The sequence below is a fragment of the Aliidongia dinghuensis genome, from assembly GCF_014643535.1.
Classification (GTDB): domain Bacteria; phylum Pseudomonadota; class Alphaproteobacteria; order ATCC43930; family CGMCC-115725; genus Aliidongia; species Aliidongia dinghuensis.
The window spans coordinates 263824-279469 of the sequence record NZ_BMJQ01000001.1; the positions used below are offsets into that span (position 1 = coordinate 263824).

A 15646-nucleotide genomic window follows, 5' to 3' on the forward strand; every position below is an offset into this window, starting at 1 on the left:
CATCCTAGCGCGGAACGAGCCCGGAGGTGACGTCGATCGCGAGATCCGACCGAGCCCGCAGCAACTCGTCGCGGGTCGCGAGGCGATAGACCGGGATCACGTCGTCAATGCGCTTCCTCGATCGCCGGAGCGACAAAAGCGAACGCACTGCGTCGGCGGCGGACCGGACCACCACTACGGTCTGCATCACTGCTTCCAGACTCATTCCATCGACTCCTTTCTCGACTCGGGTTATAGAACAAAATAGGAACATTGTCTCGGTTGATCGGGTTGATATCGGTATGAATGAAGGGCGTCGACAGGAGCTGCTAGACGACCTCAAGGCCCAGATCCGGGCCCGGGAGCTGGGGATGCGACCGGCTGGTTTGCTGCCGACATTGCCCTTCGGCCTCGCCGACGTCGACGCAGCCTTACCCACCGGCGGCCTGGCCCTTGGCGCGGTCCATGAGGTGATCGGCGGCGGGCTCGACGCGGCGTTCGGCGCAACGGCGACGCTTTTCATCGGTGGCGTCCTCGCGCGGACCGCCGGGCCGGTCATATGGGCCTTCAGCCGTCGAGACCTGTTTGCGCCCGCTTTGGCAAACGTCGGCGTCGATCCCGACCGCGTGATCTATGTCGAAGCAGGCGATGCCAAGACCGTGCTCCTCGTCGTCGAAGAAGCGGTGCGCCATGTCGGCCTGGCCGCTGTCGTCGGCGAGATCGAAGGTGCCGTCGGCTTGACGGCGAGCCGACGCTTGCAACTCGCCGCCGAGACGTCGGGCGGCCTAGGTCTGCTGCTGCGTCGGCCTCGTCGTCTGGCGCACGACATGGCGGTGGAACCGACGGCGGCGCGCACCCGATGGCGTGTGACGCCGGTACTCAGCGGTCCAGCGCTCGCCTGGTCGCCATCCACTCCCGGCCTCGCCAGAGCGCAGTGGCGGCTCGAGCTGCTGCGCTGTCGGGGCGGCGAGCCGAGAACGTTCGAAGTGGAGGCCTGCGATGAGACGGGTCGTCTCGGCGTACCTGCCGACGTGGCCGACCGATCGGCTGCGTCGGACGCTACGCCACTCCGCGCCGCCAACGGATAGGCCGTTCGCGACGGCACTTCACGACGGCCGCCGCCGGATCGTCGCCGCCGTCGACATGGCTGCGCGCGCCGAAGGCCTAGCGCCCGGCATGGCGCTGGCGCACGCTCGGATGCTTGTTCCTGAACTCGTCGTCGAGGACGCCGATCCGGCCGCGGACCTCGCTGGGCTGCACCGGCTAGCCGTGTGGTGTCAGCGCCTGTACTCGCCGTTGACGTCATCGGACCCGCCGGACGGCATTTGGCTCGACGTGAGCGGTGCAACGCATCTGTGGGGTTCGGAGAAAACTCTCCTCGTCGACCTACGTGACCGCCTCGGCCGCGCCGGTCTCCGCGCGCGCGTCGCGCTTGCTGATACGCCCGGCGCCGCACACGGCATCGCGCGGCACGGGCGAGAACCGATTGCCGTGGTGGCAACGGGCGATTCATTGGCGGCAACTCGCGGCCTGCCGGTCGTGGCGCTCCGGCTACCACCGGACGTCGTCAGTGGGCTTCGACGGCTCGGCTTCGAGACGATCGCCGATCTCATGAAGGTGCCGCGATCGAACCTAGCGCTACGTTTCGGCTCAGATCTTGGCCGCCGTCTCGATCAGCTGTCCGGCCTCATGTTCGAGACACTGGACCCGGTCATGGCACCTGAAGCGATCATGCGACGGGTGCCGTTTGTTGAGCCAATCTCGACTGCCGATGCGATCAAGGTCGGCATCGAGCGCCTGGTCGGTCTCGTGCGCGACGACCTGGATCGCCGCGGTCTGGGAGCGCGGCGGCTCGACTTGATCTGCGAGCGCGTCGACGGTGAAAAGCAGGCGGTCAGAGCCGGAATGGCGCGGCCGTCCAGGGATCCGAAGCACTTGATCCGCTTGCTCGAGCAACAGGTCGAGCGCATTGATCCGGGCTATGGCATCGAAGCGATGGTGCTCGCCGTCCCGCTGGCCGATCCGTTGCGGCCGGAGATCATCGGCAGCATGGTCCACCGCGAGCCAGACGTCCGAGACGTCGCCGCCTTGGTCGACACCTTGAGCAATCGGCTCGGCGCCGAGAAGCTGTTCCGCGCGGCGCCGGTTGAGAGCGACATCCCGGATCGGTCCTGGCGTTCGGTGCCGCCGTTGTCGCCGCCAACGGGCGTGTCGTGGCCGGTCGACCTGCTGAGGCCGAGCAGATTGCTGGCGCCGCCGGAGATGATCGAGACGACGGCGCTGCTGCCGGACCACCCACCGGCGATGTTCTCGTGGCGCGGCGACCGGTACCGGATTGGCCGGGTCGACGGACCGGAACGCATCTTCGGCGAATGGTGGCGCGCCGACCGGGAGGTTTGGACGGTCAGGGACTATTTCGCGATCGAGGATGAGTTGGGCGCTCGGTATTGGATTTTCCGGACCGGCATCGACAACGCGGCGCGGTGGTTCATGCATGGGTTGTTTTGAGATCAGAGACGGCGATTCCCGACCTGTGCCAGTCGTAGGCGGTCGCGTGAGCTGATCCGAAAGTAGCTCTTGGTGGCTGTCGTACAGGGGACTAACGCTCACCATGGTCTTCGACTGGATTTAGCCTATGACTCGAAGCGGAAAGACGGGTGAGGGATTTCGCGAGGCAGATAGGGAAGTAAAAATTAACTTTAATCCGCAATATGGAACAGTTTCGCCAACATCACAGCGCTCACAGGACCGAGCGGAAACATCAAACATGATCAAAAATAGCATTCAAGACTGTTTTTTATTAAAATGGCCGAACGTATTTCCACGATCCGTCTCGCGCCTTTCGAATGATGCCATTGATCTGTAGTTGTTCAAGCGCATGCATAACTGATTTCTCGTCGACACCCAGTAATTTACTCACCGACTCAGCCTTGATGCCGATCTTTCTATTCAAAAATGCCTCAAATGCCAAGATCAAGATACGCTCACCGATAGTCAGTTCTCTCTCGTTGGCATCGGCGTCTGCCGCTAGCCGTTGATGGGCCCATCCGATAAGCTTCTCCGCAGCGCCAATGACTTTTGCAACGGCGACGCCCGCCCCAATCACCTCACTGAGGCTCTTACAAAGTGCGACAAACATCGCGATGGTGAAGGCTTCTCCAAACAGATTGTCTTCCGCGTGAAGTCGCTCGGCTGAGGCTCCGATAATCGCCGCAAGAACTTCTGGATGCGCCTTTGCAAATCCACGCACATCCTGCTCGTCCATAATAGACAGCGTCATTTTCGCCCCGCCCCTAGGTAAATCGCACGCCAATTCCATGCAATCGTTCGGCCAACTCCAAAATAATCGGCCTTCCATTTAATCTAAATGTTTTAATATAATCGATATATTCGTTACTATTTTGTTGACCGGCCTCGCGCCATCCGATTAGTTCGGATTGTTGCAAGAATGGCTCCAAAAAATATTTACCAAACTTGGTGAGTGCGCTGGGTTTCGCTTGGACATCCATGCCTTTGATAAACGTAACTATCCGACCGGGATTAATATGCGGCCCCTCTTCATCAAAGGCGTATCGGACATATTCAATTACCTCGCCGACCAATTTGAGAAGCTCTTTGGACCAAAGCGAATTGTAGTGCCCCTTAAATATGGAAATCGTAACGCTTCGCCAAGTGGGATCGAATTCCTCTGCGATGAAATTCAAATGGTGAAGAAGTACGTCAACTCGCGCGCTGGCTGGGGGGTGCGAAAATATTTGCTGCGTATCATTGGAGATTGCGCGCATGTAATCTTGTCGATTGCCTATAGCAAAAAGAACAAGTTGCCAGCAAATGAGAGATTCGGTCAGGTGATCAAGCTGGGCGGGGCCCGGCTTCGTCCCTACTGAGGTATATAGAGAGGCGTAAGCCGCGAATACATCTGCGGCGAACTCGGCTTCCCAATTGCGAAAGTCAGGGGGGATGATCAACAATCCGTTAGCAGAGCCCGCGAGATCAACCTGATTATAGACAGGTCCGTCGGGATGATACCGAATGGAGCGCACGACGTCGGGCTTGGGCACGGTATTCGGGGGTAGCTCAAAGGCGACGTGCAAAAATTCAGAACCGTGGCGTTCGTAATAAGAATGGCCCAATTCATGCAAAAGTATGAAACGCGCTACTTTCGTAAATAGGCCGTTCGTGATGTCTGGATTAATCTGGCCACAACTTTCGATTAACTGCTCAAGGCATGGAAACGGTTCCGTCCTGGGAACCACAACAGACGCCAGAAGAAAAGCAGCCAAAGCTTGACCTACAATATCGCTCTCGTCATCGAGTCCTACAAAAAAGACAAAAAGGACCAAGCGGCACAAAAGGTCGAAATCCAGAACGATAGCAGTGCTTCCGTTTTTCCTTCGAATATAGAAGCGGTGACCAGCCTCACCGAGAAACACAAACGCATCCGGGCACCACTCCGGGCAAAAATCCTTTGGCCGTCCAGAATTCGCAAACACGTGGCTATACCGAAAGAGCTCGCTCTGTGCCCATTCAGCAAACCGCGCGGTGACACCCATCATGAAGCCGCCCTGTCCAGCGACAGCACGAAGTTCGTTCAGATAAGCTTGGTGCGCCTCGGCAAGATTATCGAAATCGTCGAGAAATTCGTCGATGCGCATGGACTGGGCACGCCGAGTTAGGGGTGCAAATTGGTTCACGCCACTTGCGAACGATATGAGTTCTTGGGCGTGATTGACAAGCGCAGATTCCGTGCTGGTCTTGTAAGATGCGGGCTACCGGCGCCGTCCGATTTTGACACCAAGCCCCGTGATTCCGTGCATGTTCGAGCTCAGCCAACTCCGTTGCTTCATCGCCGTCGCCGAAGAGGGGCATTTCGGACGTGCGGCCTTGCGCCTGCACATGACGCAGCCGCCACTGTCGAGGCAGATCCAGATCCTGGAAACCACCTTGGGCGTCTCTCTCATCAACCGTTCGAACCGAGTGGTGTCGTTGACGCCAGCAGGGCGGAGCTTCCTCAACGACGCCCGGCGCATCATCAAGCTGTCCGAGGAAGCGCGCCTCTCGGTGCGGCGCATCGCGTCCGGCACGGCCGGGGCGCTCGCGATCGGCTTCATACCGGCGACGAGCTACGAGCTCCTTCCGCGATTGGTCTCCGCCGCGGCGGTCGAACTTCCCGGGATCGAGCTGGTCCTCAAAGAACTCGTAACCGCCGACCAGCTCGACGGTCTTTCGACCCGGCGGCTCGACGTCGGCATCCTTCGCCTGCCGGTGGACCAAGATCGGCTGGAGACGCTCAGGGTCTCCCGCGACCCGATGCTGCTCGCGGTGCCGGAGGGCCATCCGTTCGAGACCGAGGCGGAGGTGCCGATCGAGCGTCTCCAAGGGCAGGCCCTCGTCATGTATGCCCCCGTCGAGAGTCGCTACCACCACGACCTGCTGTCGGCGGCGTTCCGGCGGGCGGGCATCCTGCCGAACTTCGTCCAATACGCCCGCGAGACCCACACCATCCTGGCTCTGGTCGGTGCCGGAGTGGGCCTGGCCGTCGTGCCGGAAAGCTCGGTGCGCCTCCGGCCGCCGAACGTGCACATCCGTCCTTTGGTAGGCCCCACCAGGCTGGTCAGCGAGCTGTCCATGGTCTGGCTGCGCGACAATGACAATCCCGCGCTGCCGCTCTTCCAGCAGTTCGTCCGGCGCCACATCGCCACCGCCTGATCGGCTCAGGTAACGATCCAATATTTGTATCGTGCGATGCCTGATCATCTGTCGATGAGATGGTGAACCCGCCGTAATCTCCCGGAAAACGAACGAAGGATCGGCCCAGCCTCCGATCCCGCCGACAACAATTCCTGGGAGGATGCCGTGGAACGCAAGCGCCGATGGGTCGCCCTGATGTTGTTCACGCTCGCGCTCATGAACTACGTGGACCGCGTTGCGTTGTCGTTCGCGGCCGGACCGATATCCAAGGAATACGGCCTCAATTCGGTTTCGCTCGGCTACCTATTCTCGTCCTTCCTCTGGACCTACACGATCTTCCTGATCCCGGCCGGAATCCTCGTTGATCGGTTCGGCGCCAAGGCTGTGGCTGGCATCGGCCTGGCGATCTGGTCGGCGGCGACGGCCATGACCGGCCTTGCCTCGAGCTTCGTGCAGCTGCTCGCAACCCGCTTGGTGATGGGCGGCGGCGAGGCGACGAGTAATCCTTCCGGTGCGCGCGTAATCCGCGAGTGGTTCCCGGCCAATGAGCGCGGTGCCGTGAACGCCATCTTCAACAGCGGCTCCTATGCCGGACCGGCGCTCTGCGCGGTCGTCGCTGGGCCGCTTATCGAGGCATTCGGCTGGCGGGTGCTCTTCTTCCTGGCGGGCGGGATCGGCCTGCTCTGGTTGCTGTGCTGGAAAATCTGGTTCGCCCGGCCGGAGGACGCACACTGGGTGTCCGACGGCGAGCGCGCGACGATCCTCGCGGAGCGCAGCTGGCACGGCCGCCAACAGAGCAAGGGCGAGGCGTCGGGCCTGCTTCGGCTGCTGACGAGCGGACCGACCCTCTGGGGCCTCGCTCTGACCCAAGGCTGCAACGTCTACTCCCAATACCTCTTCCTGACCTGGTTGCCGACCTATCTTCAGGCGACCAAAGGCCTGACGATCGCCAAGACCGGCTTCTACGCGGCGCTGCCCTACGCGATCGCCGTCGTCCTGTGCATCACCATCGGCCGCCTGAGCGACCGGGCGCTGCGCGGCGAAGTGGCCCGCGGCGGGCGGCGATACGTGATCGCCGCGGCGATGGTGCTCGCGTCGGTCATCCTGTTCGCCCCTTTGGTCGACAATCTCTGGGCCATCCTCGCGCTCATCGCCCTGTCCCTCACGGGCATCTCCGCGACGACGTCCCTCAACTTCGCCCTGGTGAACGACCTGCTGCCGAACCCTCGGGACGTCGGCGTCGCCATGGCCTTCAACGTGGTCGGCGGCAACGTCTTCGGCCTCATGGCGCCGATCGTGACCGGATACGTGATCGAGGAGACCGGCAGTTACGACAACGCCTTCGTCATCGCGGGCGTCCTGCTGCTCGTCGGCGCCGCTTCGACCCTGACGCTCACCCGGCGTCCGATCGGCGCCGCCGACCGGCCCGCACGGAGCGAAGCTCGGCCCGCATGAGCGTCCGCCTCATTCGATAGGAGAAACCCCATGAAGATCGCTTTCGTCGGTCTCGGCCAGATGGGCAAGCCCATCGCCATCAATCTCGCGAAAGGCGGTGCATCGGTCGTCGCGATCGATCGCACCGACCGGGCTTTCGCGGACCTGGCGGCGAAAGGCATCGAGACCTCGACCGACTTCCGTCACGCCGTCGACGCGGACGTCATCTTTCTTTGCCTCCCCAACGTCCAGGTCGTGACCGACGTGCTGTTCGGCGATCGCGGCATAGCGGCGTCCCTGCGCCCGGGCCAGATCGTCGTCGACCTCAGCACCTGCGACTACACCAAGACGCTGGCGATCGCCGGGAAATTGGCGGCCGCGGAGGTCGGTTTTCTGGACGCGCCGATCTCCGGCATGGAAGCGCGCGCCATCGACGGCACGCTGACAGTGATGTGTGGCGGCGACCAGGCCCTGTTCGATCGCGTCAGGCCGCTGTTCGACCTGATCGGCAAGACCATCCTGTACATGGGCGCCGCCGGTAGCGGCCAGCTCACCAAGCTGATCAACCAGCTGCTCTTCGACATCAACGCGGCGGCACTCGCCGAGATCCTGCCGATGGCCGCCAAGCTTGGCCTCGATCCGGCGCGCATCGGCGAGGTCGTGAACAACGGCACCGGCCGGAGCTATGCCTCGGAGTTCTTCATCCCCCGGATGTTGCGCGGTCATTTCGGCGACGGCTACCCGATGCAGGCGGCCTACAAGGACCTCGTAAGCGGCGCCGCTCTCTCGGCGGAGCTTGGCATCCCGCTGCCGGTGCTGGCCGCCGCGACCGCGACCTATCAGACGGCACTGCTCAAGGGGCATGGGCCAAAGGACAAGGGCGCCATGGTCCTCGTGTTCGAGGAACTGCTCGGCGTCGCGTTCCGTGACGGGCAACAGCAAACCAATCAGGAGGAGGGCGGCCGATGAGCACGCCGAAGGGTCTCTTCAACGGCCTGACCAACTACGGCGACGCGGACTTCGCCCGCTTTCTCCGCATGTCCTTCGCGCGCTCGATGGGCATCTCCCGGGAGATGCTGCACAAGCCAGTCGTCGGCATCGTCATGACGCCGTCCGGCTACAACAATTGCCACCGCTACATGCCGGACCTGGTCGAGGCCGTCTCGCGCGGCGTGCTGGCGTCCGGCGGGTTGCCGAGGCCGTTCCCGACCATCTCGCTCGGCGAGGTGTTCCTCAACCCGACCAGCATGGTCTATCGCAACCTCATGTCGATGGACACCGAGGAGATGATCGGCGCCCAGCCCATGGACGCGGTCGTGCTGATCGGGGGGTGCGACAAGACCGTACCGGCACAGCTGATGGGCGCTGCATCCGCCGACCTTCCGGCGATCCAGCTCGTGACCGGCCCGATGTCGACCGGCCGCCACAAAGGCCAGCGCCTCGGCGCCTGCACGGACTGCCGCGGCTTCTGGGGCAAATATCGCGCTGGCACGATCGACGCGGAGGAGATCGCCACCGTCGAAGGCCGCCTCTCGGTCACCGCTGGGACCTGCGCCGTCATGGGCACGGCGTCGACGATGGCCTGCATCGCCGAAACGCTCGGCATGTCGTTGCCCGGCACCGCCGCCATCCCGGCGGTCCATGCCGATCGCTTGGTCGCCGCCGAGGAGACCGGCAAGGCCGCGGTCAGGCTGATCGACCACAGGATCTATCCGCGCGAGATCATCACCGAGAAGTCAGTCGAGAACGCGCACCGGGTGCTGATGGCGATCGGCGGCTCGACCAACGCGATCGTGCATCTGGCGGCCGTCGCCGGTCGGCGCGGGATCCGCATCTCGAACGAGCGCCTCAACGCCATTTCGGACGAGACGCCGGTCCTGGTCGACCTGAAGCCCGTCGGCGAAGGCTACATGGAGGACTTCCATGCGGCAGGCGGCGTCGGGGCGCTCCTTCGCGAGCTCAAGCCGCTGCTCCATCTGGATACGATCGACGTGACCGGCCAAACGCTGGCCGACCGGCTCGAGACGCCCCTCGATTGGATCGACCGGAAGGTGATCCGCTCGTTCGACGATCCGGTCTCGAAGGTCGGCGGCCTCGTCTCCTTGTCGGGCTCGCTGGCACCCGACGGCGCGATCTTCAAGCGCGCGGCAGCGACACCGGCGCTGTTCGAGAGCGAGGGACGAGCGGTGGTGTTCACCGGCCTCGAGGATCTCGCAAAGCGGATCGACGATCCGGATCTCGACGTGAGGCCGGACGACATCCTGGTTCTGCAAAACATCGGCCCGCAGGCGGCCGGTATGCCGGAGGCGGGCTACCTGCCGGTCCCGAAGAAGCTGGCGCAGGCCGGTGTGAAGGACATGGTGCGGATCTCCGACGGCCGGATGTCCGGCACGGCTTTCGGCTCGATCGTCCTGCATGTGTCGCCGGAGGCCGCGATCGGCGGGCCGCTTGCCGCCGTCCGCAACGGCGACCGGATCCGGCTGTCGATCGCCGAGCGGCGGATCGACCTGCTGGTCGACGACGCCGAGATCAAGCGCCGTCTTGCGGAGGTCGTGCCGCCGCCGGTGCCAGCTCGCGGCTACAAGGCCCTCTACCGCCGAACGGTGCTTCAGGCGCCCGACGGCTGCGATTTCGATTTCCTGACCATGGAGACGCCGGAATGACCGACCAATTCGACCCCGCGCCAGCGGCAAAGGTGCTCGCCGACTCCTGGCATTCGGGTCAGCAGCTGACCGAGCTTCCCGCCGCCGTTCGGCCCCGGACCCTGTCGGAGGGCTATGACATTCAGGATCGCCTCGTGGCCGACCTCGGCATCCCGACCATCGGGTGGAAGCTGGGCGTGGGAAGTCACAAGCTGAAGCGCGATTCAGGCGTCGGCCGCTCGATCGCCGGACGTCTCCTCAAGTCTCGCGTCCTCGAGCCGAGCCAGGTCGTGTCCTTGCCGAACGCCGCACCGGCGACGATCGAGTTCGAATTCGCCTACGTGCTGGGCCAGGACGTGCTTCCGACCGCGTCGATCCAGGACGCCCGATCGGTCGTCGGGTCCGCTTGCGTGACGTTCGAGGTGGTGCTGTCCCGCTTCGTCGATCGGCGGGCCGTCGGCTGGCCGAGCTTCGCGGCCGACAACGCCGGTTTCGCGGCCCTGGTCGTCGGAGACGCGGTCGATCCGGCGGCGCTCTCCGACGTCGCTCGGACCCTGGTCGTGTCGGTCGACGGAACGGAGCGCGTGCGAGCAGCGACGGGTGATGACGTGACCGTGCCGTGCGACGCGCTGGCCGACCTGATCGCGGTCGCGAAGGAACGCAACATGGTCCTGCCGCGCGGGAGCCTCATCTCGACCGGCAGCATGTCGGTGCCGTTCAACGTCACCGGTCCAGTCGCGATCGAGGCGCGCTTCCTCGATCGGTCCCTCGGCTTCACCACCCGAGTTCCGTGAACCCGGTGCCTGCGGCCGCGACAATACAAGGAGACAGGCGATGCTAGACGGTCGGACCTCGCCGGACCGACTGCGACGCTTCGCGTCCGCAGCCTACGAAGCGGTCGGCATGGCGACGGCGGACGCGGCGCTTTGCGCCGACACGCTGGTGCAGGCGGACCTGTGGGGCCATCAATCGCATGGTGTCCTGCGTCTCTCCTGGTACGTGGCCCGGCTCAAGGCTGGCGTCTGCCAGGCCGCCGCCCGGCCGGAATTCGCGGTCGACGCGGGCGGTGTCGCCGTCATCGATGGGCATGACGCCATGGGGCAGGTGTTGGCGGCACGGGCTGCCGAAGAGGCGGTGGCGCGCGCCAAGCGGCACGGGATCGGCGCCGTCGCGGTGCGGAACTCCAACCACTTCGGCACCGCGCTTTACTTCACGCTGATGGCGGCACGGCAAAACTGCGTGGCGTTCCTGTCGACGAACGCCAGCCCGGCGATGGCGCCCTGGGGCGGCCGCAAGAAGATGGTCGGCACCAATCCTTGGTCCTGGGCTTGCCCGGCGGGCGCTTTGGCGCCGATGGCCCTCGACATCGCCAACACGAGCGTCGCCCGCGGCAAGGTCTATCTCGCCCGGCAACGCGGCGAGAAGATCCCGGAAGGGTGGGCGATCGACGCCGCGGGTGCGCCGACGACCGATCCCCAGGCGGCGATCGACGGCGTGATCCTGCCGATGGCCGGTCACAAGGGCTACGCCATTGCCGTCGTCATGGACATGCTTTCCGGCGTCCTGACTGGCAGCGGCTTCGGCGCGCAAGTCCATGGCCCCTATCAGTTCGAGCACAAGAGCGGAGCCGGTCATCTGATGATCGCGCTCGACATCGCCGCCTTCCAGCCGGTCGACGAGTTCGGCCGCCGGATGGAGGCGCTGATCGCCGAGCTGAAGTCGGTCCCGCTCGCCCGAGGCGCTGACGAGATCTTCTACCCGGGCGAGATCGAGGCGCGAAACGACGAGAAGAACCGGCGCGATGGACTGTCCTTGCCCGACGACACCATCGCCGACCTGAGGAAGCTCGCTGACGAGCTAGGGCTCCAGAAGCACCTGCCGTTCACTTAGGAGGCATCATCGGATGCAGTCCGACGCCCAGAACGAATTTTTGGCACCTGGCTTCGACCGTCGATGGTTCCTTCGAACGGCGACGTTCGCGGTTGGCAGCGCCGCCGTGTTGGCGTCGCCGATCGCAGGTGCCGCCCCGTCACACTCATCTCGATCCTCGGAGACAGCCATGCCGACACGCCGTCCGTGTTTTGCTTACGTCGGGAGCAGAACCAGCCGGGAGCGCAACGGCCACGGCAAAGGACTGACGGTCGCCCGCATCGATCCGCGAACCGGCGATTGGACCGAAATCCAGGTTCTCGACGACCTGGTGAACCCGTCGTTCCTTTGCCTCGGGCCGGAGGGGAAGTGCCTCTACACCGTCCACGGCGACAGCAGTGAGGTGAGCGCATTCAGGAGGGATCCCGAGACGGGGCGGCTGACCTTCCTGAACCGCCAGTCGACCAAGGGTAAGAATCCGGTCCACCTCTCATTCGACGCCAGCAAGAGCTTCCTGGTCGTAGCCAACTACGCGACCGGATCGGTCGTGACGCTTCCCGTTGCCTCGGACGGCACGCTCGGCGAAGTGCTCGATCTGATCGAGCTGCCCGGCGAGCCCGGCCCGCACAAGATCGAGCAAAAGGGATCGCACCCGCACGAAGTCATGTTCGACCCGGGCCGCCGCTTCCTCTTCGTGCCGGACAAGGGGCTCGACCGGATCTTCGTTCTCACGGTCGATCCCGCCTTCGGAAAGCTCGCGTTCAACGCCACCCCGTCCATTCAGACGCGCGAGGGGGCGGGACCTCGGCACATCGTGTTCCATCCAACCCAGCCGTTTGCCTATGTCGTCAACGAGTTGGACTCGACCGTCGCGACTTACGCTTGGGATCGCGAGCGCGGCGAACTCCATCCGATCGAGGTGGTGCCTGCGACGCCGAGCGAGTTCGTCGGGAACAACCGATCGGCGGAGATCGCCATCTCGGCCTCTGGCCAACACGTCTATGTCTCGAACCGCGGACACGACAGCATTGGCCTTTTCGCGATCGATAGTTCGTCCGGGAGGCTTTCGCCGGTCGCCTGGACCTCGACCGATGGCCGTGGCCCTCGGTTCTTCGCGTCCGATCTAAGCGAGGACCATTTTTACGCCGCCAACGAACTGACCGATTCAATCGTGGAGCTTCGGAGAACTCGGGCCAGCGGCATGCTGGTTCAGACTGGGCGCGTGATCGAGAGCGGCACGCCGGTGTGTATTCTGTTCGCTCCAGCCTAGGCGAGGCTTGGCATTTGGCGAGCGGCGCGTGACTATCGCTGTGAAAGGCGTCTTCCTTGCGATGTGTGCCGTTCCACCGATTTGGACTGCTGGCTAATCGGCTTCGTTCGGGCACAAATCCCGATACCGCGTTGAGGTTTGGCGCTCGACCGTCACAGACACGCCCCAGATTACGACGCCGCCGAGGGCGAGCAACGCGCCGACCCAGCCCGTCGAGGTCCAGCCGAATCCCGCCGCAATCGCCATGCCGCCGAGCCAAGGGCCGAGGGCGTTGGCGATGTTGAAAGCCGAATGGTTGAGGGCTGCTGGCAATGCTTGCGCCTTGCCGGATACGTCCATGAGGCGCGTCTGCAGCACGGTCGCGAGGGCGGCCCCGACCCCGATCAGGAAGACGTCTATCGAGATCGTCCAAATGCTCCTCGCGGCGAAAACGTAGAGCGCCAGCATCGCCGCGGACCACAGCAGCAGCACGCCTGCCGTCGGCATGAGCGCGCGATCGGCGAAGCGTGGCACGATCAGGTTGCCCGCCGTCAGGCCGATCCCGAAGATGCAGAGAACGATCGGGACGACGTGATCAGACACTCCGGTGACCGCCGTGAGTGTCGACGCCAGATACGTGTAGACGGCGAACAGGCCGCCGAAGCCGATGGCGCCGATCGCGAGCGTCAGCCAGACTTGCGGCACCTTGAGCGCGCCCAGCTCGCCCAGCGGGCTCGACTGTAGGTCTGCCGTCTCGCGCGGCGCGAAGAGGGCCACGAGCGTAAGGGCGATCAGCCCGAGTGCTGCGACGACGCCGAAGCTCCATCGCCAGCCAACGGCCTGCCCGAGCCAATTCGCCAGGGGCACGCCGATGATGGTCGCAACCGTGAGGCCGAGAAGGACCTGTCCGACCGCCTGAGTCCGCTTGTTCGTGGGCACGAGGGACGTGGCGACCACCGATGCCGTGCCGAAATAGGCGCCATGGGGCAGGCCGCTCAGGAAACGAAACACCATCATCGAGCCATAGCTCGGCGCCAGCGCGCTGAGGCCGTTGCCCAGCGCGAACATCGCCATCAGCGCCATGAGCAGGGTCCGGCGTGGCATCCGCGCCGTCAGCACCGCGATCACCGGCGCGCCGACGACGACACCCAGAGCATAGGCGCTGATCACGTGCCCCGCGGTCGGGGCGTCGATGCCCAGGGAGGTCGCGAAGAACGGCAGCAGGCTCATCGTCGCGAATTCCGTGGTGCCGATGGCGAAGCCTCCCATGGCCAGAGCCAGGATCACGAGGGTGGGCCAGGGACGATCGGCGCGCTGGTGGTTCGGCAACGGACATCTCCGGCTCGGCAATACTCCGACAATTGGGCAGCGTCTTCTCCCAATCAAGGCTCGCAATGCCGCGATGCAGCAATTTCTGGCCGGGTGTGCCTCTAGGGCCATCGAAAGGGACGGAACGACCTACCGCGTTGCGTTGCGGTCGGCACCCGAGTGTCGCTGACGCCTCGTTGCCTGAGCCCGTTCGATCGATCGGGCCTTCCGTCGCTCGTCGCGGAGCTCATCCAAGGTCGGCTTCCACCAGCCGCGGGAAAGCTCGTGGCCGAGCGGCGGCGACCGCGACGGCCAGGCGTGGACCAGTTCGTCAGGGGTCGGCCTCCGCCAAGTCGCCCAGATCAGCGGGCCGCCCTCCGTCGAGACGTCGGGATAGTGCTGCCGGGCGACAACCTCGTCGACGAACTCGCCGGTGACGTCCGTGATGGCGATGGCGCCGCTCGTGGTCATCAGCACGATGTCCAGCGGCGGAACGGCGTCAGCCGAGACGGGGTGGCGATGCCGACGCCGCTCCCGAGCGGTCTCCAGGGCGCGCGCGTATTCCGGCGATCCGCGTTCGGCCTCGCGCCGCTTCCCTCGCTCCTCGGGCTCGTTGCGCGCAGCGGCGGTCTCAATGACCGGCCACCTTCGGCGCAGGTCCTCCCAGGAGCGGAACGGGACGCGCCACAAGCGATGCTCGGCGTCCCATGCCGCCCACGGCACCTCGCGCAATTCAGCTTGGATGGTCCTGGGGAACGGTGTCCGGATCTCGAACTCCTCGCCAACTGTCAGGTACTTGCTTTGAATGGGCTCGAACGCGAACGCGTCGCGCCCGCGCTCGTCGGCATAGGCCAACACGCGGGGCATCTCGCGGTCAAACCATCGGTTCAGGCGGCGTTCGGCCGTCGCGCCTGGAACGATCCAGGCCCGGAGTTCGTCGCTCCAGCGCGCCCGCGGGAACGCCTTTCGAAAGCGTTCGACTGTCGCCGCGTCGTAGCCAAAGGACGCGACAGCTCCCGGCCCGTCGGCAGCGCGCACTTCAAAGGCCGTCTTCTCCGTCGTGCTCATCCGTCGACCTTGTTGCGGGAAGCCGTCACCCGCGACCCTCCAAAGTCAGGATGCGCTCTCCCGAGCGGCATCGCGAGAGATGAGACCTTGATGGGAGAACGGCCGAAACGCGATCGACGACCGGGTGACCGCCACCTCGGCGATGCTGTGCTCCCACTCGTGCCGGGCTTCGCCGGATATCTGCTGCGCAGCATCGCAATTGGTCGCGCACCTGCGGGATCGGGGACGGCGCCTCATCCGAGCATAGCGAATTCCCCGATTGGTCGGTGCCAAGGCTCGACCCGCTGTAAGTCGGCACAAGGTTCCCGCGCTGACCGGCGTCGCAAGTGATTGACTTTGAAATCGCGGGGGGCATGACACGGCGCCGCTTCACAGCGAGCTCTATCGTGGGCATAAGGTCCGCTTC

14 protein-coding genes are annotated in these 15646 nt (G+C 64.4%); 9 read left to right on the forward strand and 5 right to left on the reverse strand.

What is annotated here, in order from left to right; genetic code table 11:
* Nucleotides 1-4: 4 nt before the first annotated feature.
* Entirely contained in the window at nt 5-205 is a 201-nt protein-coding gene (locus IEY58_RS01265) for a hypothetical protein (protein ID WP_189041607.1), read from the reverse strand.
* A 76-nt stretch (nt 206-281) separates the two neighbouring features.
* Between IEY58_RS01265 and IEY58_RS01270 the strand changes: the two genes are divergently transcribed.
* Together IEY58_RS01270 and IEY58_RS01275 are read left to right on the forward strand one after the other, a co-directional pair.
* Complete coding sequence (locus IEY58_RS01270) at nt 282-1067, forward strand: ImuA family protein (RefSeq protein ID WP_189041609.1); 786 nt, start codon at nt 282-284, stop codon at nt 1065-1067.
* Nucleotides 979-2487: a Y-family DNA polymerase gene (locus IEY58_RS01275; protein WP_189041611.1), complete on the forward strand. Its 1509-nt coding sequence runs from the start codon at nt 979-981 to the stop codon at nt 2485-2487. The genes IEY58_RS01270 and IEY58_RS01275 overlap by 89 nt, the downstream gene beginning before the upstream one ends.
* Before the next feature lie 292 nt (nt 2488-2779).
* Here IEY58_RS01275 and IEY58_RS01280 read toward each other — a convergent pair whose 3' ends face one another.
* On the reverse strand, nt 2780-3259 hold the full coding sequence (locus IEY58_RS01280; protein ID WP_189041613.1) for a hypothetical protein: 480 nt from the start codon (nt 3257-3259) through the stop codon (nt 2780-2782).
* Between the two features lie 13 nt (nt 3260-3272).
* Nucleotides 3273-4634 carry a hypothetical protein gene (locus tag IEY58_RS01285; RefSeq protein ID WP_189041615.1) on the reverse strand — a complete coding sequence of 454 codons (1362 nt, stop codon included), beginning with the start codon at nt 4632-4634 and terminating at the stop codon, nt 3273-3275.
* Nucleotides 4635-4794: 160 nt separating this feature from the next.
* On the opposite strand from IEY58_RS01285, the gene IEY58_RS01290 reads away from it, so the two are divergent.
* The 7 genes from IEY58_RS01290 (at nt 4795) to IEY58_RS01320 (ending at nt 12885) form a co-directional block, all read left to right on the forward strand.
* Nucleotides 4795-5688 carry a LysR family transcriptional regulator gene (locus tag IEY58_RS01290; protein ID WP_189041617.1) on the forward strand — a complete coding sequence of 298 codons (894 nt, stop codon included), beginning with the start codon at nt 4795-4797 and terminating at the stop codon, nt 5686-5688.
* Between the two features lie 147 nt (nt 5689-5835).
* Nucleotides 5836-7125, forward strand: a complete 1290-nt coding sequence (locus tag IEY58_RS01295; protein WP_189041619.1) for an MFS transporter — start codon at nt 5836-5838, stop codon at nt 7123-7125.
* Nucleotides 7126-7155: 30 nt separating this feature from the next.
* Nucleotides 7156-8073: an NAD(P)-dependent oxidoreductase gene (locus tag IEY58_RS01300; RefSeq protein WP_189041620.1), complete on the forward strand. Its 918-nt coding sequence runs from the start codon at nt 7156-7158 to the stop codon at nt 8071-8073.
* A complete protein-coding gene (locus IEY58_RS01305; RefSeq protein ID WP_189041622.1) occupies nt 8070-9767 on the forward strand; it encodes an IlvD/Edd family dehydratase in 1698 nt (565 codons plus the stop codon). Before IEY58_RS01300 ends, IEY58_RS01305 begins: the two co-directional genes overlap by 4 nt.
* Nucleotides 9764-10540: a fumarylacetoacetate hydrolase family protein gene (locus IEY58_RS01310; protein WP_189041630.1), complete on the forward strand. Its 777-nt coding sequence runs from the start codon at nt 9764-9766 to the stop codon at nt 10538-10540. The genes IEY58_RS01305 and IEY58_RS01310 overlap by 4 nt, the downstream gene beginning before the upstream one ends.
* A 40-nt stretch (nt 10541-10580) precedes the next feature.
* On the forward strand, nt 10581-11636 hold the full coding sequence (locus IEY58_RS01315) for an Ldh family oxidoreductase (RefSeq protein WP_189041632.1): 1056 nt from the start codon (nt 10581-10583) through the stop codon (nt 11634-11636).
* Nucleotides 11637-11649: 13 nt separating this feature from the next.
* On the forward strand, nt 11650-12885 hold the full coding sequence (locus IEY58_RS01320; RefSeq protein ID WP_189041634.1) for a lactonase family protein: 1236 nt from the start codon (nt 11650-11652) through the stop codon (nt 12883-12885).
* A gap of 93 nt (nt 12886-12978) precedes the next feature.
* On the opposite strand, the gene IEY58_RS01325 is transcribed toward IEY58_RS01320, so the two are convergent.
* The gene (locus IEY58_RS01325; RefSeq protein WP_229743409.1) at nt 12979-14193 is read right to left on the reverse strand and encodes an MFS transporter; all 1215 of its coding nucleotides are present in this window, start codon (nt 14191-14193) and stop codon (nt 12979-12981) included.
* A 129-nt stretch (nt 14194-14322) separates the two neighbouring features.
* Complete coding sequence (locus IEY58_RS01330) at nt 14323-15240, reverse strand: hypothetical protein (RefSeq protein ID WP_229743411.1); 918 nt, start codon at nt 15238-15240, stop codon at nt 14323-14325.
* Nucleotides 15241-15646: the final 406 nt, after the last annotated feature.

Bases quoted from the DNA above. Each gene is read 5' to 3' on its own strand.
- IEY58_RS01265 (WP_189041607.1), bottom strand. From the start codon at position 205: ATGAGTCTGGAAGCAGTGATGCAGACCGTAGTGGTGGTCCGGTCCGCC.
- IEY58_RS01270 (WP_189041609.1), top strand. From the start codon at position 282: ATGAATGAAGGGCGTCGACAGGAGCTGCTAGACGACCTCAAGGCCCAG.
- IEY58_RS01275 (WP_189041611.1), top strand. From the start codon at position 979: ATGAGACGGGTCGTCTCGGCGTACCTGCCGACGTGGCCGACCGATCGG.
- IEY58_RS01280 (WP_189041613.1), bottom strand. From the start codon at position 3,259: ATGACGCTGTCTATTATGGACGAGCAGGATGTGCGTGGATTTGCAAAG.
- IEY58_RS01285 (WP_189041615.1), bottom strand. From the start codon at position 4,634: ATGCGCATCGACGAATTTCTCGACGATTTCGATAATCTTGCCGAGGCG.
- IEY58_RS01290 (WP_189041617.1), top strand. From the start codon at position 4,795: ATGTTCGAGCTCAGCCAACTCCGTTGCTTCATCGCCGTCGCCGAAGAG.
- IEY58_RS01300 (WP_189041620.1), top strand. From the start codon at position 7,156: ATGAAGATCGCTTTCGTCGGTCTCGGCCAGATGGGCAAGCCCATCGCC.
- IEY58_RS01305 (WP_189041622.1), top strand. From the start codon at position 8,070: ATGAGCACGCCGAAGGGTCTCTTCAACGGCCTGACCAACTACGGCGAC.
- IEY58_RS01310 (WP_189041630.1), top strand. From the start codon at position 9,764: ATGACCGACCAATTCGACCCCGCGCCAGCGGCAAAGGTGCTCGCCGAC.
- IEY58_RS01315 (WP_189041632.1), top strand. From the start codon at position 10,581: ATGCTAGACGGTCGGACCTCGCCGGACCGACTGCGACGCTTCGCGTCC.
- IEY58_RS01320 (WP_189041634.1), top strand. From the start codon at position 11,650: ATGCAGTCCGACGCCCAGAACGAATTTTTGGCACCTGGCTTCGACCGT.
- IEY58_RS01330 (WP_229743411.1), bottom strand. From the start codon at position 15,240: ATGAGCACGACGGAGAAGACGGCCTTTGAAGTGCGCGCTGCCGACGGG.